The organism is Streptomyces vietnamensis, from assembly GCF_000830005.1.
GTDB classification, from domain to species: Bacteria; Actinomycetota; Actinomycetes; order Streptomycetales; family Streptomycetaceae; genus Streptomyces; species Streptomyces vietnamensis.
The window spans coordinates 1,726,496-1,748,426 of record NZ_CP010407.1; the positions used below are offsets into that span (position 1 = coordinate 1,726,496).

Genomic DNA, 21,931 nt, shown 5'->3' on the forward strand with positions numbered 1-21,931 from the left:
GGTTACCTGAACCTTACGCAGCTTTGGGGCGGGGTTTCGCGTCGTGACGAAAAGGGGTGGCCGCCGAACACGTTCGGCGACCACCCCTTTTCAGCCAGTGAAGAAGGGGCGGTTACTGCGGGGCGAGCTTCTCCGCGAGGCCGGGGTTCCGGTCCAGCCAGGTGCGGACGGCCTGCTGCTCCTTGCCCTTGCCTGTCTCCTGGATGACGGCCTCGAGGTCCGTGAGCTGCTTCTCGGTCAGCGAGAAGTTCTTCAGCCAGGCGCCGACCTCGGGGTTCTCGGCGGCGAAGCCCTTGCGGGCGAGGGTGTGGACGCCGTCGCCCTTGCCCCAGGAGCCCTTGGGGTCCTTGAGCTTCTTCAGGTCGTGGGCGGAGTAGGCCCAGTGCGGGGACCAGAGGGTGACGACGACGGGTTCCTTGCGGTCGTACGCGCGCTTCAGCTCGGCGAGCATGCCGGGCGTGGAGCCGTCGACGACCTTGTACTCGCCCTCCAGGCCGTAGTCCTTGAGGACCTTGTCCTTGAGGATGCCCATCATTCCGGCGCTGGGCTCGATGCCGACGATCCGGCCCTTGAACTGTCCGGCCTTCCCCTTGAGGTCGGCGAGGGAGTCGACGCCCTTCACGTACGAGGGGACGGAGAGCTCCAGGGAGGTGGGGCCGTACCAGGAGCCGAGGTCCTCCAGCTTGTTCCGGTACTTCTTCCAGTACTGGGCGTGGGTGACGGGGAGCCAGGCGTCGGTCTGGAAGTCGACCTGTCCGCCCGCGAGGCCGGTGTAGAGGGCGCCGGCCTCCAGCTGCTTGGTCTCGACCTCGTAGCCGCGGCGCTCCAGGAGCTCCTTCCACAGGTACGTGGAGGCGATGCCCTCGTCCCAGGGGATGTAGCCGATGCTGACCTTCTTGCCGTGGCCGCCGTTCGGGCCGGAGGCGGCGGCGGAGGTCGCGCCGGTGCCGCCGAGGAAGCCCATGCCTCCGGCGGCGAGGGCGAGGACGACGACGCCGACGAGGGCGGTGACGGGCTGCGGCCGGTGGGCCCAGAGCTTCGCCCCGGCCCGCTTGGCGCCGAGCGCGGCGCGGGCCTTGGCGGCGGCGCGGCGGCCCAGCGGGGAGACCTGGCGGCCGAGGGCGCCGGTCATCCGGTCCAGGTACATGGCGAGGACGACGATGGAGACGCCGGCCTCGAAGCCGAGGCCGATGTCGACGTTGCCGATGGCGCGGTAGACAGCGCCGCCGAGTCCGCCGCCGCCGACCATGCCGGCGATGACGACCATGGAGAGGCCGAGCATGATGACCTGGTTGACACCGGCCATGATCGTCGGCAGGGCGAGCGGGAGCTGCACGCGCAGCAGCGTGTTGCGCGGGGTGGTGCCGAACGCCTCGGCGGCCTCGACGAGTTCGCCGTCGACCTGGCGGATGCCGAGTTCGGTCATGCGCACGCCCGGGGGCAGCGCGAAGACGATGGTGGCGATGATGCCGGGGACGACGCCGACGCCGAAGAAGATGATGCCGGGGATGAGGTAGACCATCGCCGGCATGGTCTGCATGAAGTCGAGGACGGGCCGCAGGACGGTGCTGACGGTCTTCGAGCGGGCCGCCCAGATGCCGAGCGGGACGGCGATCACCAGGGTGACGAGGGTGGCGACGAGGACGAGGGAGAGCGTCGCCATGGCCTCGTCCCACAGCTGGACCGAGTCGACGAGCGCGAAGCCCGCGAAGGCGAGGACACCGGCGGCGAGGCCGCGCAGCCACCAGGCGACGACGGCGAGGACGCCGGCGAAGAGCAGCGGCTGAGGTGCGGACAGGACGGCGTCGATGCCGTCGTAGAGGCCGGTGACGCCGGTGCTGACGGCGTCGAAGAGCCAGGAGAACTGGGCCTGGAGCCAGTCGACGGAGCTGTCGACCCACTGGCCGAGGGGAAGCCTAGGCACGGGCGGTCACCTCCTGGACCTCGGCGAGCGGGGCATTCGTCGCGGCGACACCGCCCATGACGGCGAGGAGGCGTTCGGTCGGTACGACTCCGAGGACGGAGCCGTCGGTGTCCTCGACGGTCACGGGGTGCGGGGCCAGGGCGGCCACGGCGCACAGGTCGGCGACGAGCATGTCGGGGCCGACGGCCCGGCAGGCGCAGTCCTCGGGGCAGTCGGCCGGAACGGCGTCCGTCATGACGGCGGCGGCGGTGAGCACCCGGGAGCGGTCGACGTCCTGGATGAAGGAGGCGACGTAGTCGTCGGCGGGGCGGACGAGGATGTCCTCGGCGGTGCCGAGCTGGACGATCCTGCCGTCGCGCATGACGGCGATCTTGTCGCCGAGGCGCATGGCCTCGTTGAGGTCGTGGGTGATGAAGACGATGGTCTTCTTCAGGCGCTGCTGGAGCACGAGGAGCTGGTCCTGCATGTCGCGGCGGATCAGCGGGTCGAGCGCACTGAAGGACTCGTCCATCAGGAGCAGTTCGGCGTCGGTGGCGAGGGCGCGGGCCAGGCCGACGCGCTGCTGCATGCCGCCGGAGAGCTCGTCGGGCCAGGACTTCTCCCAGCCGGCGAGGCCGCACAGTTCGAGGGCCTCGGCGGCGCGGGTCTCGCGCTCGGCGCGGGGCACGCCCTGGACCTCGAGGCCGTAGGCGGCGTTCTCCAGGACGTTTCGGTGCGGGAAGAGCGCGAAGTGCTGGAAGACCATGCTGATCTTCTTGGAGCGGACCTCGCGCAGCTCGCGGGGGGAGAGCGCGGTGAGGTCGTGGCCGTCGTAGAGGACCCGGCCGGCGGTCGGTTCGAGCAGGCCGTTGAGCATGCGCAGGAGGGTGGACTTCCCGGAGCCGGACAGACCCATCACGACGAAGATCTGACCGGGGTCGACGGTGAAGCCGGCGTCGACGACGGCGGCGGTCGTCCCGTCGGCCCGCAGTTCGTCGCGGTCGGCGCCGGCGGCGAGCCTGCGGACGGCTTCGTCGGGTCGTCTGCCGAACACCTTGTACAGATGGTCGGCCTGGAGCCTGGACACATACACCTCACGGGTAGGAACGAAGAACGGCCTCACCACCCCCGCGTGGCCGGCCGTGGAGCGGGCGGGATCGGCCCGCGGGCCCGTCGCGTACGGGGATCCTTTTCGTTGAATCCCGTACCGGGTTCCGCTCCGGGCTCGCGCATGCCCTGCTCCACCAGGTGCAAACGCAAAGGTGACGGGGGTCACGCGAGCGCATCCGGGAGGGCCGGGCACGCGGAGCGGAGGGCGCTGTCGGTGGGGGTGCGGCCTGGCCGGGGGGCAGTCTCGGTGGAGTGCGGCCTGATCCAGGGGCACTGTCAGTGGGGTGCGGCATGATCAGGGGGTGACGCGACGCCTGATGCTCCTCGACACCGCCAGCCTCTACTTCCGCGCATACTTCGGCGTGCCGGACTCCGTCCGGGCGCCGGACGGCACCCCGGTGAACGCCGTGCGCGGGCTGCTCGACTTCATCACCCGGCTCGTCCAGGACCACCACCCCGACGATCTGGTGGCCTGCTGGGACGAGGACTGGCGGCCGCAGTGGCGGGTGGACCTGATCCCCTCGTACAAGGCGCACCGGGTGGCCGTGGAGACGGAGACGGGCCCGGACGAGGAGGAGATCCCGGACACGCTGTCGCCGCAGGTGCCGGTGATCGAGGAGGTCCTGGCGGCGCTCGGCATCGCGCGGGTCGGGGCGGCGGGGTACGAGGCGGACGACGTGATCGGGACGCTGGCGGGCCGCGCCGGAGGGCCCGTGGACATCGTCACCGGCGACCGCGACCTGTTCCAGCTCGTCGACGACGCCCGGGGCGTCCGCGTCCTCTACCCGCGCAAGGGCGTCGGCGACTGCGACCTGGTGGACGCGGAGCTGATCCGTACGAAGTACGGGGTGCGGCCCGACCAGTACGCGGACTTCGCGGCGCTGCGCGGGGACACGAGCGACGGACTGCCCGGCGTGAAGGGCATCGGCGAGAAGACGGCGGCGCAGCTGATCACGGAGTACGGGGACCTGGCGGGCGTCCGGGCGGCGGCGGAGGACCCGGCGTCGAAACTGACGCCGGCGAAGCGGCGCGGGATCGTGGAGGCGGCGGCGTACCTGGACGTGGCACCGACGGTGGTGCGGGTCGCCGCCGACGTGCCGCTCCCGGAGTTCGACCCGGCCCTGCCGACCGCCCCCCGCGACCCGGCCGCCCTGGAGGCGCTGGTGAAGCGCTGGAACCTGGGCGGCGCGGTGGGACGCCTGCTGCCGGTCCTGGAGCGCTGAGCGCGGGATCACACCGGCCGCACCGGGCCCCTCTTGCCACGGGATGGTAGCTTAGGCATACCTAAGTACGCAGAGTCAGGAGAATCCCTCGTGGCAGAGCAGCCGACCCGCAAGGCACCGAAGGCCACCGAAGCGCGTGTGGTGCACACCGAGCGGATCACTCCGCACATGGTGCGGGTCGTGCTGGGCGGCCCCGGGCTCGACGGCTTCGCGGCGGACACGTACACCGACCACTACGTGAAGCTCCTCTTCGCCCCGGAGGGCGTCGCCTACCCGGAGCCGTTCGACGTGGAGCGGATCCGGGCGGAGTTCCCCCGGGACCAGTGGCCGACGACGCGGACGTACACGGTGCGGGCCTGGGACCCGGTCCACCGCGAGCTGACCATCGACTTCGTGGTCCACGGCGACGAGGGCCTGGCGGGCCCGTGGGCGGCGCGCGCCCAGGCGGGCGAGACGGTGCGCTTCCTCGGCCCCGGCGGCGGCTACGCGCCGGACCCGGCGGCGGACTGGCACCTGCTCGCGGGCGACGAGAGCGCCCTTCCGGCGATCGCGGTGGCCCTGGAGCAGCTGCCCGAGGGGGCGAAGGCGCACGCCTTCATCGAGATCGCGGACACGGCCGAGGAGCAGAAGCTGGCGACGGCGACGGGCATCGAGGTCACCTGGCTGCACCGGGGCGACCGCCCGGTGGGCGAGGCGCTGGTCGAGGCGGTCACGGCCCTGGACTTCCCGGCGGGCGACGTGCACGCCTTCGTCCACGGCGAGGCGGGCTTCGTGAAGGAGCTGCGCCGGCACCTGCGGCTCGACCGGGGCGTGGCGCGCGAGCGCCTGTCGATCTCGGGCTACTGGCGCCTGGGCAAGTCGGACGAGGGCTGGCGCGCGATGAAGCGCGAGTGGAACGACCAGGTGGAGCGCGAGCAGGAGAACTGAGCCGAGGGGCGGGGCCACGCGAGGGCCCCGCCCCTCCGGCCACCTGCCCGGCCCGGGCCCGGGACCGCGAAGGCCCCAGACCCTTCGCCCCTCCGAGCCCCTTCACCTCCGGGCCGCTCCGCCCCACCGGGCCTCTTCACCCCCGGGCCGCTCCGCCCCCCGGGTCCCTTCACCCCCGGGCCGCTCCGCCCCCCGGGTCCCTTCACCCCCGGGCCGCCCCGCCCCCCCGGGTCCCTTCACCCCCAGGCCGCTTCCCCCCCCGTTCCCCTTCGCTCCCGGGCCGCTCCGTCCCTACGGGCCCCTTCGCCCCCCGGGCCGCTCCGTCCCCCGTACCCCTCGGGCCCGGCCCCTCCGTCAGCCCGCTCCCCCGCCCCGCAGCGCCTGGCCGAAGACCTGGTTCGAGGCGTCCATGTGGGCGAGGCGGCGCAGCGCGGAGAAGATCGCGTCGCCGAGGACCGTGCCGACGACCGCGCTCTCGACGAGCTCCTCCCGCGCCACGTACTGCGCCACGTACTCCAGATCGGCCCGCGCGACCTTCTCCGCCGCGTCCGCGTACGTGTCCAGGACCTCGACGAACCGGCTGTGCCCGAGTTCGCCGAGCGTCACGAGGGCCGCCGCGAGGGCCTCCGCCGCCGGGCCGGACGGGTCGGTGTGCCAGCCTCGCGCCGCGATCAGCCCGGCGACCGTCTTCCGCGCCTCCTCGACGCCGTCGCCGAGGTCGCGGTCGTAGCGCGGCACCAGAGGCTTGGTCGCCGCGCCGAGCACCTCGTGCACCGGCTGCTCGGGATCGTCGACCGCGACCACCACGCCCCGGATCGCCGCCACCGACAGGCCGCCCACGTCGAGGAGCGCCCGGATCAGACGGAGCCGCTGCACGTGGGCCTCTCCGTACGAGGCCTGGTTCGGGCTCGTCAACTCCCCGGCGGGCAGCAGCCCTTCCCGTACGTAGAACTTGATCGTCGGCACCGACACCCCGGTCCTGCGACTCAACTCTCCGATGCGCACAGCGCGTTCACCTTCCAGTTCCCTCTCCGGTCTTGCCGACCGGCACCCCCATCATAGATAGTGGCGCTATCAGATAGCGGCGAGTGCCACTATCCATACTTTCCCAACGGGGGGATCCGTATGTCTTCACCGACTCCACCGGCCAGGCTGCACCGCCCGCTGGTCTGGTTCTCCGCCTCGATGGGCGTCCTCGCCCTCGTCTCGGCCGTCGGCATCTTCGTCGACGACCGGATCCTGGTCGGCGTCCCGATCTGGACCAAGCCGTTCAAGTTCTCGGTCTCGTTCGTCGCCTACGGACTCACCATGGCCTGGATGCTCTCGCTGCTCCCCCGCGGCCGACGGGCCGGCTGGTGGGCCGGGACGGTGCTCACCGTCACCAGCACCATCGAGATGGCGCTGATCGTCCTCCAGGTGATCCGCGGCACCCGGAGCCACTTCAACCAGGCGACGCCCTTCGACAGCACCGTCTTCGCGATCATGGGCGCCACCGTCGTCGTGCTCTGGCTGAGCGCCCTGGTCATCGCCGTGCTCCTGCTCCGCGCCCGGATCCTCGACCGGGCCATGGCCTGGGCCGTCCGGCTGTCCTCCCTGATAGCCCTCGCGGGCGCCGCCGTGGGCTTCCTGATGGTCCGTCCGACGCCGGAGCAGCTGGCCGTCGAGAACCCACCGGTCATCGGCGCGCACAGCGTCGGCGTGCCGGACGGCGGCCCGTCGCTGCCGGTCACCGGCTGGGCGACCACGGGCGGCGACCTCCGCATAGCCCACTTCTTCGGCATGCACGCGCTCCAGTTGCTCCCCCTCCTCCTCATCGCCCTGACCGCCCTGGCCACCCGCTTCCCGACCCTCACCCGCCTGTCCGACGACCGAATACGCCTGCGCCTCACGCTCACGGCCTCGGCGGCGTACGCGGCCACCTTCCTCCTTCTGGCCTGGCAGGCCCTGCGCGGCCAGGCGCTCTTCGCACCGGACGGCACGACGCTCGCCGCCGCGGGAGCGATCGTGCTGCTCGGCGGAGCGGCCGCGGCACTGTCCCTCCGCACTTCCGCCACCGCCACCACCGCCCGCGCCGAGGAGCTCACGGCATGACCGGCATCCTGTTCGAGCTGACGTTCTTCCTCGCGGCGCCGGTATGGCTGCTCATGATCTTCGCGCCGCGCTGGCGGGGTACGGAACGGCTCGCGGCCTCACCACTGACCGTCCTGCCGATCCTGGTCCTCTGGGCGGTGTTCGCCGTCCCCGTCCTGCCCGAGCTGTGGGCGGCGGTCAGCAGCCCCGACATCGACACCTTCCGCGACCTCACCACCCTCGCGAACGGGGCCGCCGCCCTCTGGGCGCAGGTCATCGCCTGGGACCTCCTCCTCGGCCAGTGGATGTACCGCGAGGCCCGCCGCCTCTCGATCCCCCCACTCCTGATGGCCCCGCTCCTCCTCCTGACCATCCTCCTCTCCCCCGTGGGCCTGTCCCTGTTCCTGGCGGTCCGAGCGACCTGGGCGACCGGGAAGAAGCAACACCCGGTCCCCGCCCCGGCGTGACGGCCTACCCTGACCGGATGCCGGACATCGACCGCGCCGTGGGCGCAGTACTTGGTTCCGCCGTCGGCGACGCGCTGGGCGCCCCCTTCGAGTTCGGGCTGCCCGGCGTGTTCCGGCAGCGGTTCCCGGACGGCGTCGGGGAGTTGTGCGGGGGTGGCGGCTGGGATCCGGGCGAGGCTACGGACGACACCCAGATGGCCGTCCTGCTCGGGGAGTCGCTCCTCGAACGGGGCGGCCTCGACCTGCCGGACGTCTTCGACCGCTTCCGGCGCTGGGCGGCGGCCGACCCCAAGGACATCGGGCTCCAGACCGAGCAGGTCCTCCTTGGCGGCGGCGCCTGGGACGTCGCCGCCGCGCTGCACTTCCAGGTCAACGGACGTGCAGCCGGCAACGGTTCACTGATGCGCGCCTCGACCTCGTCCGTGTACGTCGCAACGCGGGGCCGTACGGAGACGGTGACCACGACCGGTGCGGGCCTCCGCCCCGCGCCCGTGTAGGGCCTGCGCCTGACGGTGCCCGCGCGGCGCCCGCGCCCGGCTGGGCGGCGCCCTCGGCCGCCCGCCGTGTGGGCAATCGTCCCGCAGGGCGGGGCGGGTGGGCACACGGGACGGCGCCCCTAGCGGCGCCTCCGCGTACCGAGCCTGGACCCGCACCACGACCGTGCCGTACCTGCGGGTGCGGGTTCGGGCACGGAAGCCTCGGGCGCCGGCAGGGCGCGGGTCCGTTGTGCCCACCCGTTCCGCCCCAGCGGAACGACTGCCCACAACGGGGGCGGCGACACCGACACCGTCGCCGCAGTGACCGGCACCCTCGCGGGCACGGTGTACGGCCCCGACGCCATCCCCGCCCGATGGACGTCCCTCCTCCACGTCCCCCTCCCCGGCTTCGCCGGCCGGGTCCTACGCGCCGAGGACCTGCGGGACCTGGCCAAGGCTCTGGCCACGGGGCACTGAACCCGCCGAACCGTCAGGCGGCCGCCCGCTTACGGGCCGTGAGCTGGAAGAGCGTCGCCGCCGTCGCCGCCCGCGAGGTCGAGGATCCGCAGCGGCCCGTCCCCGGGGCCCTCCCCGCCCCCGGGCCCCTCGTCGAGGTGGCGCAGCAGGTTCGCCTCGGCGAGCGTGTAGCGGAGGCGGCCCCAGGGGGCTTCCTGCCATTCCTGCCAGGTGGCCATCGCGGTGTCGAACTTCTCGGGATCTTGAGCCATTCCGCGACGATAGCCGCACCCCACCGAGGCTCAGCTGCGGGCGTGGACCGTGGCCAGGACGTCCCGGTCCGGCTGGAGCGTGAGGCTGGGGACCGGGCGTATCTCCTCGGCCGTGAGGTCCAGGTGGTAGCGGCGGGCGAGGACCGCGAGGACGAGGACCGCCTCGACGAGGGCGAAGCGGGTGCCCAGGCAGACGCGGGGGCCGCCGCCGAAGGGGTACCAGGCGTACTCCGGTATCTGCTCGGCCGGTTCGCCGTCGTCTCCCGTGAGCCAGCGCTCGGGGCGGAAGGCCTCGGCGTCCCCGTACCAGCGGGGGTCCCGGTGCGTGGCCCACTGGCTGGACCAGACGCGGGTCCCGGCGGGGACGGGGGCGCCGCCGAGGGTGGCGCCCTCCTTGGCTGTGCCGGTGAGGAGCCAGATCGTCGGGTAGAGCCGGAGGGTCTCCTTGATGACGGCCTGGGTGTACGTGAGCGAGGCGTAGTCGTCGTACCCGGGCTCGTGGTCGGCGAGGACCCGGTCGAGTTCCCCGGTGAGGGCTTCGCGGACCCGGGGGTTGCGGGACAGCAGGTACCAGGCCCAGACGAGGGTGGAGCTGGTGGTCTCGTGGCCGCCGATGTAGAGGGTGACGGTCTCGTCGCGGATCTCCTGGTCCGAGAGGGGCGCACCCGACTCGTCCCGGGCGGCGAGCAGTCGGCTGAGGAGGTCGGGGCGTTCCGTGTCGCCGTCGCGGTGGCGGGAGACGACGCGGGAGACCTCCGCGTCGATGACGGCCGTCGCGCGCTTGATGCGGGCGCGTCCCGGGGTGGGCACCCAGTCGGGCAGCACCGCTCCGATGCCGCTGAACTCGGCGCCGATCTCCTTCTGCGCGATGTCCATCGCCTGCCCGATGGCTTCGGCGTCGGCGGCGGTGTCGACGCCGAAGATGGTGCGGACGGCGATGAGTTGGGTGAGGGCGGCCATCTCCTTCTTGATGTCGACCTGCTGTCCGTCGGCCCAGCGGTCGGCGAGGTCCACGGCGCACTCGGTCATCGTCGCCGCGTAGGAGCGGACCTGCTTGGGGCGGACGGAGGGCTGGACGAGGGAGCGCTTGCGTCGCCAGTCGGCTCCCTTGGAGACGATGACGCCGTTGCCGAGGAGGGTGCGGAAGGCGATGCCGAGGTCCGGCTGGTCGAAGCTGCGCTCGATCTCCGTGAGGAGTTCGCCGACGGTGTCGGGGTGGGCGATGAAGAGGGACCGTTTGCCTCCGAAGCGCCAGCGCACGAAGTCACCGCGCCCCCGGAGCAGTTCGAAGAAGGCGAGGGGGTCCTTGCCGAAGGCGGGGAGGTTGCCGAGGAGGGGCACACCTCGCGGTCCGTCGGCGAAGACCGGAGCGGGCGCCCGGCCCGCCGGCTTCCCCTCGTCTCGCGTCCCTGCGTCCGGACCTGCCTGCGTGGCCATGCGCGTCCCCTCCCCAACCGGCTTCCCCTGCTTGCGAGTCCATGCAAGCGGAAGCCCGGGCCCCCGCGCCACCCCTGTGGACAACGACCTGTGGACAACCGCCCCCAACGGCATGACAAGGGGCCCGTGGCGCACCCGCCACGGGCCCCTTCCCGGACTACCGGTCCGTCAGCCGACCGAGCTGTAGGCGACGACGCCGCGCAGCAGCGCGTCCACGGCCTTGCGGGCGTTCTTGGCGACCGTGCTGTTCTCCTTGGGCGCCGCCGCGGCGATCTGTCCGAGGACGTCGATCACCTGCTTGCACCAGCGGACGAAGTCGCCCGCGGGCATCTCCGCCTCGCGGAGCACCTCGTCGAGGCTCTTCTCGGAGGCCCACTGGTAGGCGGCCCAGGCGAAGCCGAGGTCGGGCTCGCGCTGGCCGACGCCGCCCTCCGCCTGGTTGATCCTGAACTCCTCTTCGAGGGCGTCCAGGCGGCCCCAGATCCGGACCATCTCGCCGAGCGCCGCCTTGGCGTTGCCCGTGGGCAGCTTGGGCGCGACGGCGTCGTCGGCCTGTCGCGCCTCGAAGACCAACGCCGAGACGCAGGCGGCGAGTTCGGCCGGGTTGAGGCCTTCCCAGACGCGGTCCCGGAGGCACTCGCTCGCCAGCAGGTCGAGTTCGCCGTAGAGCCGGGCGAGCCGCTTGCCGTTGTCGGTGACCTCGTCGCCGCGCAGGTAGTCGAGTTCGGTGAGGAGCGCGACGATCCGGTCGAAGGTGCGGGCGATGGTGTTCGTACGGCCCTCGATGCGCCGTTCCAGCTGCTGGGTGTCGCGCTGGAGGCGGTGGTAGCGCTCGGCCCAGCGGGCGTGGTCCTCGCGCTCGTCGCAGCCGTGGCAGGGGTGCGCACGGATCTCGGTACGCAGCCGGGCGATCTCGCGGTCGTCGGCCGCGGCGGCGCGCTGCCGCCGGTGGCGCTCGGGGTTGATGTGCCCGGCCTTGCTCCGCAGGGCGGAGGCGAGGTCGCGGCGGGACTGCGGGGAGCGCGGGTTGAAGGACTTGGGGATCCTCATGCGCTCCAGTGCCTCGACCGGCACCGGGAAGTCGATGGAGGCGAGCCTCTTGACCTGCCGCTCGGCGGTGAGGACGAGAGGGCGCGGCCCGTCGTGGTGCTCGAAGCCGCGGTGGCCGTTGGTGCGGCCGGCCGGAATGCCGGGGTCGAGGACGAGGGCGAGCCCCGCGAACTTGCCGGTGGGGACGTGGATGACGTCGCCGGGCTTGAGCTTCTCCAGGGAGCTCGCGGCCTGGGCGCGGCGCTGCGCGGCGCCCTGCCGGGCCAGTTCGGTCTCGCGGTCCTTGAGGTCGCGGCGGAGCCGCGCGTACTCCTCGAAGTCCCCGAGGTGGCAGGTCATGCCCTCGCGGTAGCCCTGGAGCCCCTCCTCGTTCCGCTGGACCTGGCGCGAGATGCCCACGACGGAGCGGTCGGCCTGGAACTGGGCGAAGGAGGTCTCCAGCAGCTCGCGGGAGCGGTGCCGGCCGAACTGGTCGACGAGGTTGACCGCCATGTTGTACGAGGGCTTGAAGCTGGAGCGCAGCGGGTACGTGCGCGTGCCGGCGAGTCCGGCGAGGTGGCCGGGGTCGAGTCCGCGCTGCCAGAGCACCACGGCGTGGCCCTCGACGTCGATGCCGCGGCGGCCCGCACGGCCGGTGAGCTGGGTGTACTCGCCGGGGGTGATGTCCGCGTGCTGCTCGCCGTTCCACTTGACGAGCTTCTCGAGGATGACGGTGCGCGCGGGCATGTTGATGCCGAGGGCGAGGGTCTCGGTGGCGAAGACGGCCTTGACGAGGCCGCGGACGAAGAGCTCCTCGACGACCTCCTTGAAGGTCGGGAGCATGCCGGCGTGGTGGGCGGCGATGCCCCGCTCCAGGGCTTCGAGCCACTCGTAGTAGCCGAGGACGTGGAGGTCCTCGGTGGGGATGGCGGCCGTGCGCTCCTCGACGATCTCGCGGACGCGCAGCCGCGCCTCGTCGTCGTTGAGCCGGAGCCCGGCGTAGAGGCACTGCTGGACGGCGGCCTCGCAGCCGGCGCGGCTGAAGATGAAGGTGATGGCGGGCAGCAGCCCTTCGGCGTCGAGGCGCTCGATGACCTCGGGGCGGCCGGGGGTCCAGATCCGGGAGCGCTGGCGGCGCTCGCGCTCGCGGTCGGCCTCGCGGACCATCTTGCCGCGCCGCCGCTCGCGCGGGTTGTACGTGCGCGTGTTCTCGGTGCGGGCGAGGCGGAGGAGGTCGGGGTTGACCTCGCGCCGGGACGCGCCGCGGCCGCCGTGGTCGGTCTCCTCCTCGAAGAGGTCGTACATCCGGCGTCCGGCGAGGACGTGCTGCCAGAGGGGGACGGGGCGGCTCTCCGAGACGATGACCTCGGTGTCGCCGCGGACGGTGTCCAGCCAGTCGCCGAACTCCTCGGCGTTGGACACGGTCGCGGAGAGTGAGACGAGGGTGACGGATTCGGGGAGGTGGATGATCACTTCCTCCCAGACGGCGCCGCGGAAGCGGTCGGAGAGGTAGTGGACCTCGTCCATCACGACGTACCCGAGGCCGGAGAGGGCCTGGGACCCCGCGTAGAGCATGTTGCGGAGGACTTCGGTGGTCATGACGACGATCGGGGCGTCGCCGTTCACGCTGTTGTCACCGGTGAGCAGGCCGACCTTGTCGGCGCCGTACCGCTTGACGAGGTCGGCGTACTTCTGGTTCGACAGCGCCTTGATGGGGGTCGTGTAGAAGCACTTGCGGCCCTGGGCGAGGGCGAGGTGGACGGCGAACTCGCCGACGATGGTCTTGCCGGAGCCCGTGGGCGCGGCGACGAGCACGCCCTTGCCCGCTTCGAGTGCCTGGCAGGCCTCGATCTGGAAGGGGTCCAGACCGAAGTCGTACAGCTCGCGGAAGGGTGCCAGTGCGGTGCGCTGCTCGGCGTTGCGGGCGAGGGCGGCCGCGTACGCCTCGGCTGGTGTGAGGTCCTCTGTCATCTTGTTGTCGAGCCTACCCGCCACCTGTGACAGTGACGCGATCTTTATCGAGGGGATGCGGAGGGCCCGGTTCCAGGGGGCGAAGTCCCTGGTCACGAGGACGGTCCCCCCGGACAGCTGTCCGGGGGGACCGTAGAGGATCGACCGAGGGGGCGGTGCGGGATCAGGTGATGTCGTCGTACCCGTTGAGCCGCTGCGCGCTCGTTCCGCCGTACTCCCCGGTGGCCTGCTCGGGCAGGGCACGGGCGGCGCTCACGGGCTCGACGGACCCGACGGCCTCGGGGGTGAGGTCGAGCGAGGAGGCCTCGTCGTCGTCGAGCTCGGCGTCGGGGTTGGCGCGCCTGCGCCGCCGGTCGTTGAGGAGGGAGAAGCCGACGGCCCCGAAGTACAGGATCGTGATCGGCCCGGCGAGGGCGAGCATGCCGACGGGGTCGGTGGTCGGGGTGATGACGGCGCCGAAGATGAAGACGCCCATGATCACGCCGCGCCACCAGCCGGCCATGCGGCGGCCCGAGAGGATACCGGTGAGGTTGAGCATCACCAGGACGAGCGGGAGCTCGAAGGCGAGGCCGAAGACGAGCACCATGCGCAGGGTGAAGTCGAGGACGTCGTTCAGCGCCAGGAGGTTCGCGGAGCCCGCGGGCGTGAGGCTGATGAGGACCTTCACGCTGACGGGGAGGATGAGGTACGCGAGGTAGGCACCCGCCCCGAAGAGCGGCACGGCCGCGCCGACGAAGGCGTACGTGTACCGCTTCTCGTTCCTGTGCAGCCCGGGCGCGACGAAGGCCCAGAGCTGGTAGAGCCAGACGGGGCTGGCGACGACGAGACCCGCCGTCAGGGACACCTGGATCGTCGTGCTGAAGGGGGCCATCAGCGTGTTGAAGGTGACGACCGCGCAGTTGCCGCCGTCGCTGGTGACGCCCTTGGGGCAGGTGGGCACCGACCGCGACAGGAAGTTCAGGAGCTCCTCGCTGTACACGAGGGCGACGATCGTCACTGCCGTGATGGCGAGGAGACCCTTCGCCAGTCGGTTGCGGAGTTCACGCAGGTGCTCCACGAGGGGCATCCGGCCCTCGGGATCCTTCTCCTGCTTGCGGGCAGACTTGAGCAACCCACGTCCTCATCTCGTGCGGCAGCCGCCGCACGGTGCGGCGGCCGCGGCGGACCGGGTCAGCGCTTGGTGGTGTCCGAGGGCTCGGTCACGGGACGCGCGCTGGTCACGTCACCGGGAGCGGCCTGGATGGTGCGCGGGGCGGGCTCCTGCGTCCCGGCGTGCGGCGGGTCGGCGGGGGCGCTCTGCTGGTCGTCCGCCTTCATCGCCTTGGCCTCGCTCTTGAGGATGCGGGCCGACTTGCCCAGCGAGCGGGCCATGTCCGGAAGCTTCTTGGCGCCGAACAGGAGGATGACGACGACGAGAATGAGGATGATCTCGGTGGGGCCGAGCCTACCCATAGCTGTATACCTTCTTCACCGAGGCGACATGGAGTGCGTACCCGGCGGGTCGGACATGCGTCCGGCCACCGCGCTGCCTGCGATCGTAACCCGCAGGAGTAAACGCGGGGCAATGCCCTTGCATACTCCCGATTGCGTCCCGCACGCCCTGACCGGGGCCGCTTCCTGCAGCGTACGGCACGGGCTCAGCGGAGCGAATCGCCGGTCCGGGCGAGTCCGACGGCGGCGTTTTCGAGCTCTTCCGCGGCCCGCTGGATCCGCTGTGTGGTGTGGGCCACTTGACGGCCGAGGCGCTGGACCTCCAGGAACACCTTGACGGCGAGGACGCCGAGGACGGCGATGCCGAGGAAGCCGAGGGCGATGGCGAGCATGGGCCAGAACATGTGCTGAGCCTAGACGTTGGGCGCGTGCGGATCGTTCACACGGTGGTGTGGAGGCGCAGGGTGCGGACTCCGCCGCCGGTGAGGAGCTCGACGATGCGCTCGCCCGCGGGCTTGCGGACGGAGCTGCCGCACTCGGGGCAGGTGAAGGAGTAGAAGGTGGTGCGGCGGCTGGCCCCGATGGCCAGGCGCAGGGAACTCGCGGAGAGTTCGAAGCGCGAGCGGCAGTCGGGGCAGGCGGCCTTGAAGAGGACCGGGGCCATGGTCGCCGCAAAACCGTGCATCGCGGACATCTCCCTCATCTCTCTCAACTCTGGCATCACATCGACAACAGCGTTCTCAGCACAGTCACGTCACGTCGGTCACAGCGCCCTGGACGCGGTCGCATCGGCCACAGCGCCCTGGACGCGGTCACGTCAGTAACAGCGTCCTGGACACGGGGAACGTCACACGCCCTCGTACGCGGCGAGCGCGGCGGCCGCCGCCGTCCTCGCGCTGTCGGCCAGCTCCACCGGCGCGACGATCCGCCCGTCGCTGCCCAGACGCAGCGCCAGCCTGCGCAGCGAGGCCGGGTCCGGCGTCCGCAGCGTGATCCGCAGCCCGCCGTCCTGCAGCTCCTCGGCCCGGTCGTGCGGGTAGTACTCGGCGACCCAGCGCCCGCCGGGCCCGACCTCGACCACGACCTCCGGGTCGTCGGCCGACGGGTGGACCAGGCCCTCGGAGAGGTCGCGCAGCTCCAGCTCCGGCGGCGCGGCGTGCTCGTCGAGGATCCGGATCTCGACGACCCGGTCGAGCCGGAAGGTGCGGCGCGCCTCGGAGAGCCGGCACCACGCCTCCATATAGGTGTGGCCGACGGCGAAGAGCCGGATCGGGTCGACCTCGCGCTCGGTGAGCTCGTCGCGCGCGGGCGAGTAGTACCGCACCCACAGCCGTCTGCGCTCCGAGATGGCCCGGTCGACCTCGGCGAAGACCCCGCCCTCGGACTCGAAGGTCACCGAGAGCCGGGCGCTGGCCCCGGCGGCCTCGCCGGCCGCCGCCTCCAGCTTGGCGGTGGCGCGCAGCAGGGCGTCCCGGTCGCTCTCGCGGAGCCCCGGCAGGGTGGCGACGGCCCGGGCGGCGACCAGCAGCGCGGTGGCCTCGTCGGCGGCGAGCCGCAGCGGCGCGGCGACGTCGTCGGGGTTGTGCCACCAGATCCGGTCGCCGTCGGTGTCGATGTCGAGCAGGTCCCCGCCCCGGAAGCTGGTGCCGCACATGGGCAGCACGTCCAGGTCGGAGATCAGCTCGTCCTCCGTGATCCCGAAGGCGCGCGCCACGTCGGCGACGTGCGCGCCGGGGCGCTCACGGAGATAGGTGACGAGGGAGAGCATCCGCCTCGTCTGGTCGATCGCGTTGGCAGCCATGCGGTACGTCTCCCCCTCAGCCCTTGGCCACGGCGCGCAGCCGCTCCACCACATCGGCCCGCAGATCGGCGGGTTCCAGTACGACGACGTCGGGACCGAACTCTACGAGCCAGGCGTCGAGCCCGTGCCCGTACGGGATCTCCAGATCGTCCCAGCCGTCGTCGCCCTCGGTCACGGCCTGGGCACGGGCCCGCAGCGGGTAGCCGCAGCCGGTACGGAGCCGGATCCGGGCGGAGCGGGTGGCGGTCTCGCCGGCCCAGCTCTCGACGGTCTCCCGGACGGTCACGACGTCGGGCACGGGCGCGGTGAAGGCGCCGGCCCGCGAGCGGACCTTGCCGGTGATGCGGGAGAGCCGGAAGACGCGCTCGGCACCGCGGTCGCGGTCCCAGCCCGCCAGGTACCAGTGGCCGCGCCAGCATTCGAGGGTCCAGGGCTCGACGTGGCGGGTCTCGGGGCGCGCGGCGTTGGCCTTGCGGTAGTCGAAGACGACGGGACGCCGGTCGCGGCAGGCCAGCATGAGCGGCTCGAAGGCGGCCTCGTGGACCGGGATGCGCGGTTCGAGGGCGCTGGGCTGGGTGTCGTACGAGTCCTCCGCCTCGGGCATGCCGGCGGCGCGGAGCTTCTGCAGGGCGCCGCTGGCGGCCCCGGCAAGCCGGGCCTGCTGCCACACCTTGGCGGCGAGGCCGAGCGCGGCGGCCTCCTCGGCGTCCAGGGTGATCGGCGGCAGCCGGTTGGAGTCGCGGCGGGCGAGGTAGCCCGTCTCGCCGTCCAGGTTCTCGACGGTCTCGATGACCAGGCCGAGCTCCCGGAGATCGTCCTTGTCCCGCTCGAACATGCGGTTGAAGGCGTCGTCGCCGCTCGCTTCGAGGTACGCCTCGATAGAGCCGCGGAGCTCCCGCTTGCTCAGCGGACGGCGTGTCCCGAGCAGGCACAGCGCGAGATTCATCAGCCGCTCGGACTTGGCAATCGCCATCGACGCCCCGCACCCTTCCGCCGGTTCCACTTCTCGGACATCCGACCGTACCGCCCCGGGGTGTCGGGACAAAAGCCGAGGGCCCCCGCCGTGGACGGCGGGGGCCCCGGAGCGACCGGAACCGGTCACGGGCTGCGCGTATCAGCCCTTCTTCACGGCCATGAGGTCGCAGACGAAGATCAGCGTCTCGCCCGGGGCGATCGCGTCGCCGGCGCCGCGGTCGCCGTAGGCGAGGTGCGCGGGGATGATCAGCTGGCGGCGGCCGCCGACCTTCATGCCCTGCACGCCCTGGTCCCAGCCCTTGATGACCCGGCCGGCACCGAGCGGGAAGCCGAGCGCGCTGCCGCGGTTCCAGGAGGCGTCGAACTCCTCACCGGTGGAGAAGGCCACGCCCACGTAGTGGACCTGCACGAAGTCACCGGCCTCGGCGACCTCGCCGTCGCCCTCCCAGATGTCCTTGATCTCCAGGTCCTTCGGCGGCTCGCCACCCGGGAAGTCGATCTCGGGCTTCTCGATGCTCACTGAACTGCTCCTCAAACTGATGAACGTCGCGATGATGAACTGCGCGATCGGGACAGTCTTACATCTTCGTCAGGATGTCCACGGCGAAGACCAGCGTGGAGTTCTTCGGAATGCCCTGCTTCTCCTGGTCCCCGAACGCCTCCGACGGCGGGGCGACGATCAGGACGCGGCTGCCGATCTTCTTGCCGACGAGACCGTCCTTGAGGCCCTTCAGCGTCAGCTGCGGCAGCGGGAAGTTCGCGGGCTTGCCCGTGGTGTAGGTCGAATCGAAGACCTTGCCGTCCTTCCACAGGGCGGCGACGTAGTTCACGACGACCGTGTCGGTGGCCTTGACGGGCTCGCCCTTGGACTCCAGCACGTAGTTCGAGACGAGCTTGGTCGGCGGGTCCGTCTTCGGGACCGTCAGCGAGGGGGCCTTGCCGTCGGTGTTCGTACCGACCTTCGGCAGGTCCTTGTCCTCCTGGGCGACCGGAGTGCCCGTGGCGGACTTCGGGATCGTCACGGCCTTCAGGATGTCCACGACGAAGACGAGGGTCGCGTTGGGCTTGATGTCGCCCTGGCCCTGCGCGCCGTAACCGAGCTCCGGCGGGATGCCGATCTCGATGCGGCTGCCGACCTTCTGGCCCTCCAGGCCCTGGTCCCAGCCCTTGATGACCTGACCGGCGCCCAGCGTGAGGTCGAAGGGCTGACCGCGGTCGAAGCTGTTGTCGAAGGGCTTGTCGGAGTCCCAGGCCTGACCCAGGTAGTTCACCTGGAGGGCGTCGCCCTTCTTCGTCACCGCGCCCTTGCCCTCGCTGATGACGTTGACCTTGAGTTCCTTGGGCGGGTCGCCCTCACCCTTGGAGAGGGTCGGCTTCTCCCCGAACTTCTCACCCGCGGTGATGGCGGGCAGTCCGTTCTTCATCGAGGCGGAATCGGAGCCCTTGTCATCGCCGCCGCACGCCGCTGTGGAGAGCAGCAGCAGCGGGACGACGAGAAGGCCGGCAAGTCGGCGCACGTGTTCCTCAGATCTCAGACGGCACAGTAGTTGTGCCGACACTCTAGGCGCTCCTCCTGTCACGTCGAGGGCCCCGCACGCCGAACGTGCGGGGCCCACATGGCCGATACGACCTGCTTACATTCCGGCGATCAGCTTTTCGACCCGGTCGTCGACGGAGCGGAACGGGTCCTTGCACAACACCGTGCGCTGCGCCTGGTCGTTGAGCTTCAGGTGGACCCAGTCGACGGTGAAGTCCCGCCGCTGCTCCTGCGCGCGGCGGATGAAGTCGCCGCGCAGCCGGGCCCGAGTGGTCTGCGGGGGCACCGACTTGCCCTCGAAGATCTTCAGGTCGTTGCAGACGCGGGCCGCCTGCCCGTTCTTCTGGAGCAGGTAGTACAGCCCGCGACGACGGTGGATGTCGTGGTAGGCGAGGTCTATCTGCGCGACCCTCGGGTTCGACATGGTCATGTTGTGCTTGGCCCGGTAGCGCTCGATGAGCCGGTGCTTCATGACCCAGTCGATCTCGGTCTCGATCCGGTCGAGCTGCTCGCTCTCGATCGCGTCGAGCGTACGGCCCCACAGCTCCAGGACCTGGGCGACGGTGCCGGAGCGGATGCCCCTGCGGTCGACGAAGTCCACGGCCTTCTCGTAGTACTCGCGCTGGACCTCCAGGGCGGAGGCCTCGCGGCCGCTGGCGAGCCGGACCTTGCGCTGGCCCGTGATGTCGTGGCTGACCTCGCGGATGGCCCGGATGGGGTTCTCCAGGGTCAGGTCGCGCATCACCGTGCCCGCCTCGATCATGCGGAGCACGAGGTCGGTGGCGCCGACCTTGAGCAGCATGGTCGTCTCGGACATGTTGGAGTCGCCGACGATGACGTGCAGCCGGCGGTAGCGCTCGGCGTCGGCGTGCGGCTCGTCCCGGGTGTTGATGATGGGCCGCGAGCGGGTGGTGGCCGAACTGACGCCCTCCCAGATGTGCTCGGCACGCTGGGAGACGCAGTAGACCGCGCCACGCGGGGTCTGGAGGACCTTTCCCGCGCCGCAGATGAGCTGCCGCGTCACGAGGAAGGGAATGAGGATGTCCGCGAGCCGGGAGAACTCCCCGTGGCGGGCGACGAGATAGTTCTCGTGGCAGCCGTAGGAGTTTCCGGCCGAGTCGGTGTTGTTCTTGAAGAGGTAGACGTCGCCCGCGATTCCCTCCTCGTGCAGGCGGCGTTCGGCGTCGACGAGCAGGCCCTCGAGAATGCGCTCGCCGGCCTTGTCGTGGGTGACCAGTTCGGTCACGTTGTCGCATTCCGGTGTGGCGTATTCCGGATGCGAACCCACGTCGAGGTACAGGCGGGCGCCGTTCCGCAGGAAGACATTGCTGCTGCGGCCCCATGACACGACACGGCGGAAGAGGTAGCGCGCCACTTCGTCAGGAGACAGTCGGCGCTGTCCCCTGAACGTGCACGTGACGCCGTACTCGTTCTCCAGCCCGAAAATGCGGCGGTCCATGTCTGAACATTACGCCTGACGGCGTGCGCTGAAACCGGGTTGGACGTTCCCGTTTCGATCATTTTCCGATCAGTGCGTGTTCTTTTCGGTGTGTACGGCGGTGGGGACCGTCCCGCCCTCGGCGTGTCGCGTCGTGTCGCGGGGGCGCAGGACCCGGCCGGTGGCGAGCAGTACGAGGAGGGCGACCAGGCCTCCCGCACCGGCCACGGCGAACCCCGCCACCGTCCCGGCCAGTTCGACCGCCGGGCCCGCGACCGCGGAGCCCAGGGCCGCGCCGACGCCGAAGGTGGTGACGAGCCACGAGAAGGCCTCGGTGACGGTGCCGCTCGGGGCGTGCCGGTCGACCACGATGAAGGCGCAGGCGAGGGCGGGGGCCAGGAAGACCCCGGAGAGCACCGAGAGGCCCGTCATGGCGACGGGGCCGGGGGTGAGCATGAGCGGCAGGTAGCAGACCGCGAGCAGCCCCACGAGGACCCTCAGCCGCCGCTCGGGCGCCCCGGACCACTGCCGGGCGCCGTAGACGACACCGCCGGCAAGGGCGCCCAGGCCCAGCGCGGCCATCAGCCAGCCGTACACGGACGGCGCGCCCCGGTCGTCGGCGTAGGCGACGGCGGCCACCGTGATGGAGCCCAGGGCGAGGCCGACGAAGAAGAACGAGCCGAGGAGGGCGAGGAGGCCGGGCGAGCGCAGGGCCCCCAGCCAGTGGGCCTCGCGGGCGGCGGAGCGCCAGGCGCGGGACGGCTCGGAGAGGACGACGGCGAGGGCGCCCAGGACCCCCAGGACGTTGATGACGAGGAGGGCGGCGGCGGGCGAGCGCAGGGCGACCAGGAGCGTCACCAGGAGCGGGCCCACGGTGAACATGACCTCCTGGGCGACCGCGTCCAGCGCGTACGCCCGGTGGACCCGGTCCTCGCGCCCCAGGACGCTCGGCCACAGCGCGCGCAGGCCGCCCTCGAGCGGCGGGGTGAAGAGCCCGGCGACGACGACGGCCGCGTAGGCGAGCGCCAGGTGGCCGATGCCGGTGAGGGCGAACAGGGCCATGCCGAGCGCGGAGAGGACGGCGGCGGGCAGCTGGACGCGGGGCTGGCCCTTGAGGTCGACCGCGCGGCCGAGGAGCGGCTGCCCGACGGCGTTGGCGACGCCGTAGGCCGCGATCAGGCCGCCGGCCAGGCTGTAGCTGCCGCCCTGGTCCCGGACGAACAGGGTCATGGCGATCGGGCCCGTGCCGTTGGGCAGGCGCCCCACGAGGGTGCCGGCGAGCAGCCGGGCCGCGTGCGGCGCCCGGAGTATGTCGAGATAGCCGCCGTGCGCGGGGGCCTCGGTGGCCATGTCGGTCTCCCATCGCCTCGGAATCGCACCGAGGTTTTACGTATAACGTCCGAGGTCA

General features: G+C 71.6%; 20 protein-coding genes and 1 pseudogene. 5 read left to right on the top strand and 16 right to left on the bottom strand.

What is annotated here, in order from left to right; all coding sequences use genetic code 11:
* Positions 1–112: 112 nt before the first annotated feature.
* Both SVTN_RS07535 and SVTN_RS07540 read right to left on the bottom strand, forming a co-directional pair.
* A complete protein-coding gene (locus tag SVTN_RS07535) occupies positions 113–1,924 on the bottom strand; it encodes an ABC transporter permease/substrate binding protein (protein ID WP_041128358.1) in 1,812 nt (603 codons plus the stop codon).
* Positions 1,917–2,990: a quaternary amine ABC transporter ATP-binding protein gene (locus SVTN_RS07540; RefSeq protein WP_041128359.1), complete on the bottom strand. Its 1,074-nt coding sequence runs from the start codon at positions 2,988–2,990 to the stop codon at positions 1,917–1,919. The genes SVTN_RS07535 and SVTN_RS07540 overlap by 8 nt, the downstream gene beginning before the upstream one ends.
* A 340-nt stretch (positions 2,991–3,330) precedes the next feature.
* Here SVTN_RS07540 and SVTN_RS07545 point away from each other — a divergent pair, with 340 nt between their 5' ends.
* Together SVTN_RS07545 and SVTN_RS07550 are read left to right on the top strand one after the other, a co-directional pair.
* A complete protein-coding gene (locus tag SVTN_RS07545; protein WP_041128360.1) occupies positions 3,331–4,236 on the top strand; it encodes a 5'-3' exonuclease in 906 nt (301 codons plus the stop codon).
* 90 nt (positions 4,237–4,326) lie between these two features.
* The gene (locus tag SVTN_RS07550) at positions 4,327–5,163 is read left to right on the top strand and encodes a siderophore-interacting protein (protein ID WP_041128361.1); all 837 of its coding nucleotides are present in this window, start codon (positions 4,327–4,329) and stop codon (positions 5,161–5,163) included.
* A 354-nt stretch (positions 5,164–5,517) separates the two neighbouring features.
* Here the strand turns inward: SVTN_RS07550 and SVTN_RS07555 are convergent, their stop codons facing one another.
* Complete coding sequence (locus SVTN_RS07555) at positions 5,518–6,168, bottom strand: MerR family transcriptional regulator (RefSeq protein WP_041128362.1); 651 nt, start codon at positions 6,166–6,168, stop codon at positions 5,518–5,520.
* Between the two features lie 120 nt (positions 6,169–6,288).
* Here SVTN_RS07555 and SVTN_RS07560 point away from each other — a divergent pair, with 120 nt between their 5' ends.
* The 3 genes and pseudogenes from SVTN_RS07560 (at position 6,289) to SVTN_RS45390 (ending at position 8,653) form a co-directional block, all read left to right on the top strand.
* A complete protein-coding gene (locus tag SVTN_RS07560) occupies positions 6,289–7,254 on the top strand; it encodes a hypothetical protein (RefSeq protein ID WP_052499014.1) in 966 nt (321 codons plus the stop codon).
* Positions 7,251–7,700 carry an ABA4-like family protein gene (locus SVTN_RS07565; RefSeq protein ID WP_041128363.1) on the top strand — a complete coding sequence of 150 codons (450 nt, stop codon included), beginning with the start codon at positions 7,251–7,253 and terminating at the stop codon, positions 7,698–7,700. Before SVTN_RS07560 ends, SVTN_RS07565 begins: the two co-directional genes overlap by 4 nt.
* Before the next feature lie 17 nt (positions 7,701–7,717).
* Positions 7,718–8,653 (top strand): annotated as a pseudogene (locus SVTN_RS45390) (ADP-ribosylglycohydrolase family protein).
* A 29-nt stretch (positions 8,654–8,682) separates the two neighbouring features.
* Here the strand turns inward: SVTN_RS45390 and SVTN_RS07575 are convergent.
* The 13 genes from SVTN_RS07575 to SVTN_RS07635 all read right to left on the bottom strand — a co-directional run bounded on the left by SVTN_RS07575 (position 8,683) and on the right by SVTN_RS07635 (position 21,873).
* On the bottom strand, positions 8,683–8,904 hold the full coding sequence (locus tag SVTN_RS07575) for a hypothetical protein (protein ID WP_041128364.1): 222 nt from the start codon (positions 8,902–8,904) through the stop codon (positions 8,683–8,685).
* Between the two features lie 30 nt (positions 8,905–8,934).
* A complete protein-coding gene (locus SVTN_RS07580) occupies positions 8,935–10,341 on the bottom strand; it encodes a cytochrome P450 (protein ID WP_041128365.1) in 1,407 nt (468 codons plus the stop codon).
* Positions 10,342–10,509: 168 nt separating this feature from the next.
* Complete coding sequence (locus tag SVTN_RS07585; protein WP_041128366.1) at positions 10,510–13,341, bottom strand: DEAD/DEAH box helicase; 2,832 nt, start codon at positions 13,339–13,341, stop codon at positions 10,510–10,512.
* Between the two features lie 163 nt (positions 13,342–13,504).
* Positions 13,505–14,452 (bottom strand): twin-arginine translocase subunit TatC, encoded by a 948-nt coding sequence (tatC, locus tag SVTN_RS07590; RefSeq protein ID WP_041128367.1) that lies wholly within the window; start codon positions 14,450–14,452, stop codon positions 13,505–13,507.
* A gap of 59 nt (positions 14,453–14,511) precedes the next feature.
* Complete coding sequence (gene tatA / locus SVTN_RS07595; RefSeq protein ID WP_041128368.1) at positions 14,512–14,793, bottom strand: Sec-independent protein translocase subunit TatA; 282 nt, start codon at positions 14,791–14,793, stop codon at positions 14,512–14,514.
* A 185-nt stretch (positions 14,794–14,978) separates the two neighbouring features.
* Positions 14,979–15,176 (bottom strand): hypothetical protein, encoded by a 198-nt coding sequence (locus SVTN_RS07600; RefSeq protein WP_041128369.1) that lies wholly within the window; start codon positions 15,174–15,176, stop codon positions 14,979–14,981.
* Between the two features lie 35 nt (positions 15,177–15,211).
* A complete protein-coding gene (locus tag SVTN_RS07605) occupies positions 15,212–15,475 on the bottom strand; it encodes a CpXC domain-containing protein (protein ID WP_041128370.1) in 264 nt (87 codons plus the stop codon).
* Between the two features lie 144 nt (positions 15,476–15,619).
* Complete coding sequence (locus SVTN_RS07610; protein WP_041128371.1) at positions 15,620–16,573, bottom strand: helix-turn-helix transcriptional regulator; 954 nt, start codon at positions 16,571–16,573, stop codon at positions 15,620–15,622.
* 16 nt (positions 16,574–16,589) lie between these two features.
* Positions 16,590–17,546: a helix-turn-helix transcriptional regulator gene (locus SVTN_RS07615; protein WP_041128372.1), complete on the bottom strand. Its 957-nt coding sequence runs from the start codon at positions 17,544–17,546 to the stop codon at positions 16,590–16,592.
* 141 nt (positions 17,547–17,687) lie between these two features.
* On the bottom strand, positions 17,688–18,068 hold the full coding sequence (locus tag SVTN_RS07620; protein WP_041128373.1) for an FKBP-type peptidyl-prolyl cis-trans isomerase: 381 nt from the start codon (positions 18,066–18,068) through the stop codon (positions 17,688–17,690).
* A gap of 58 nt (positions 18,069–18,126) precedes the next feature.
* Positions 18,127–19,065: an FKBP-type peptidyl-prolyl cis-trans isomerase gene (locus SVTN_RS07625; protein ID WP_041128374.1), complete on the bottom strand. Its 939-nt coding sequence runs from the start codon at positions 19,063–19,065 to the stop codon at positions 18,127–18,129.
* A gap of 117 nt (positions 19,066–19,182) precedes the next feature.
* Positions 19,183–20,544, bottom strand: coding sequence for a Pup--protein ligase (gene pafA, locus SVTN_RS07630; RefSeq protein WP_041128375.1), 1,362 nt, complete (start codon positions 20,542–20,544; stop codon positions 19,183–19,185).
* A 69-nt stretch (positions 20,545–20,613) separates the two neighbouring features.
* Positions 20,614–21,873 (bottom strand): MFS transporter, encoded by a 1,260-nt coding sequence (locus SVTN_RS07635; RefSeq protein WP_052499015.1) that lies wholly within the window; start codon positions 21,871–21,873, stop codon positions 20,614–20,616.
* Positions 21,874–21,931 lie beyond the last annotated feature (58 nt).

Excerpts from the sequence above, each read along its gene's own strand:
- SVTN_RS07545 (WP_041128360.1), top strand. The coding sequence starts at position 3,331 with ATGCTCCTCGACACCGCCAGCCTCTACTTCCGCGCATACTTCGGCGTG.
- SVTN_RS07560 (WP_052499014.1), top strand. The coding sequence starts at position 6,289 with ATGTCTTCACCGACTCCACCGGCCAGGCTGCACCGCCCGCTGGTCTGG.
- SVTN_RS07565 (WP_041128363.1), top strand. The coding sequence starts at position 7,251 with ATGACCGGCATCCTGTTCGAGCTGACGTTCTTCCTCGCGGCGCCGGTA.
- SVTN_RS07575 (WP_041128364.1), bottom strand. The coding sequence starts at position 8,904 with ATGGCTCAAGATCCCGAGAAGTTCGACACCGCGATGGCCACCTGGCAG.
- SVTN_RS07580 (WP_041128365.1), bottom strand. The coding sequence starts at position 10,341 with ATGGCCACGCAGGCAGGTCCGGACGCAGGGACGCGAGACGAGGGGAAG.
- SVTN_RS07585 (WP_041128366.1), bottom strand. The coding sequence starts at position 13,341 with ATGACAGAGGACCTCACACCAGCCGAGGCGTACGCGGCCGCCCTCGCC.
- tatA (WP_041128368.1), bottom strand. The coding sequence starts at position 14,793 with ATGGGTAGGCTCGGCCCCACCGAGATCATCCTCATTCTCGTCGTCGTC.
- SVTN_RS07600 (WP_041128369.1), bottom strand. The coding sequence starts at position 15,176 with ATGTTCTGGCCCATGCTCGCCATCGCCCTCGGCTTCCTCGGCATCGCC.
- SVTN_RS07605 (WP_041128370.1), bottom strand. The coding sequence starts at position 15,475 with ATGAGGGAGATGTCCGCGATGCACGGTTTTGCGGCGACCATGGCCCCG.
- SVTN_RS07610 (WP_041128371.1), bottom strand. The coding sequence starts at position 16,573 with ATGGCTGCCAACGCGATCGACCAGACGAGGCGGATGCTCTCCCTCGTC.
- SVTN_RS07615 (WP_041128372.1), bottom strand. The coding sequence starts at position 17,546 with ATGGCGATTGCCAAGTCCGAGCGGCTGATGAATCTCGCGCTGTGCCTG.
- pafA (WP_041128375.1), bottom strand. The coding sequence starts at position 20,544 with ATGGACCGCCGCATTTTCGGGCTGGAGAACGAGTACGGCGTCACGTGC.
- SVTN_RS07635 (WP_052499015.1), bottom strand. The coding sequence starts at position 21,873 with ATGGCCACCGAGGCCCCCGCGCACGGCGGCTATCTCGACATACTCCGG.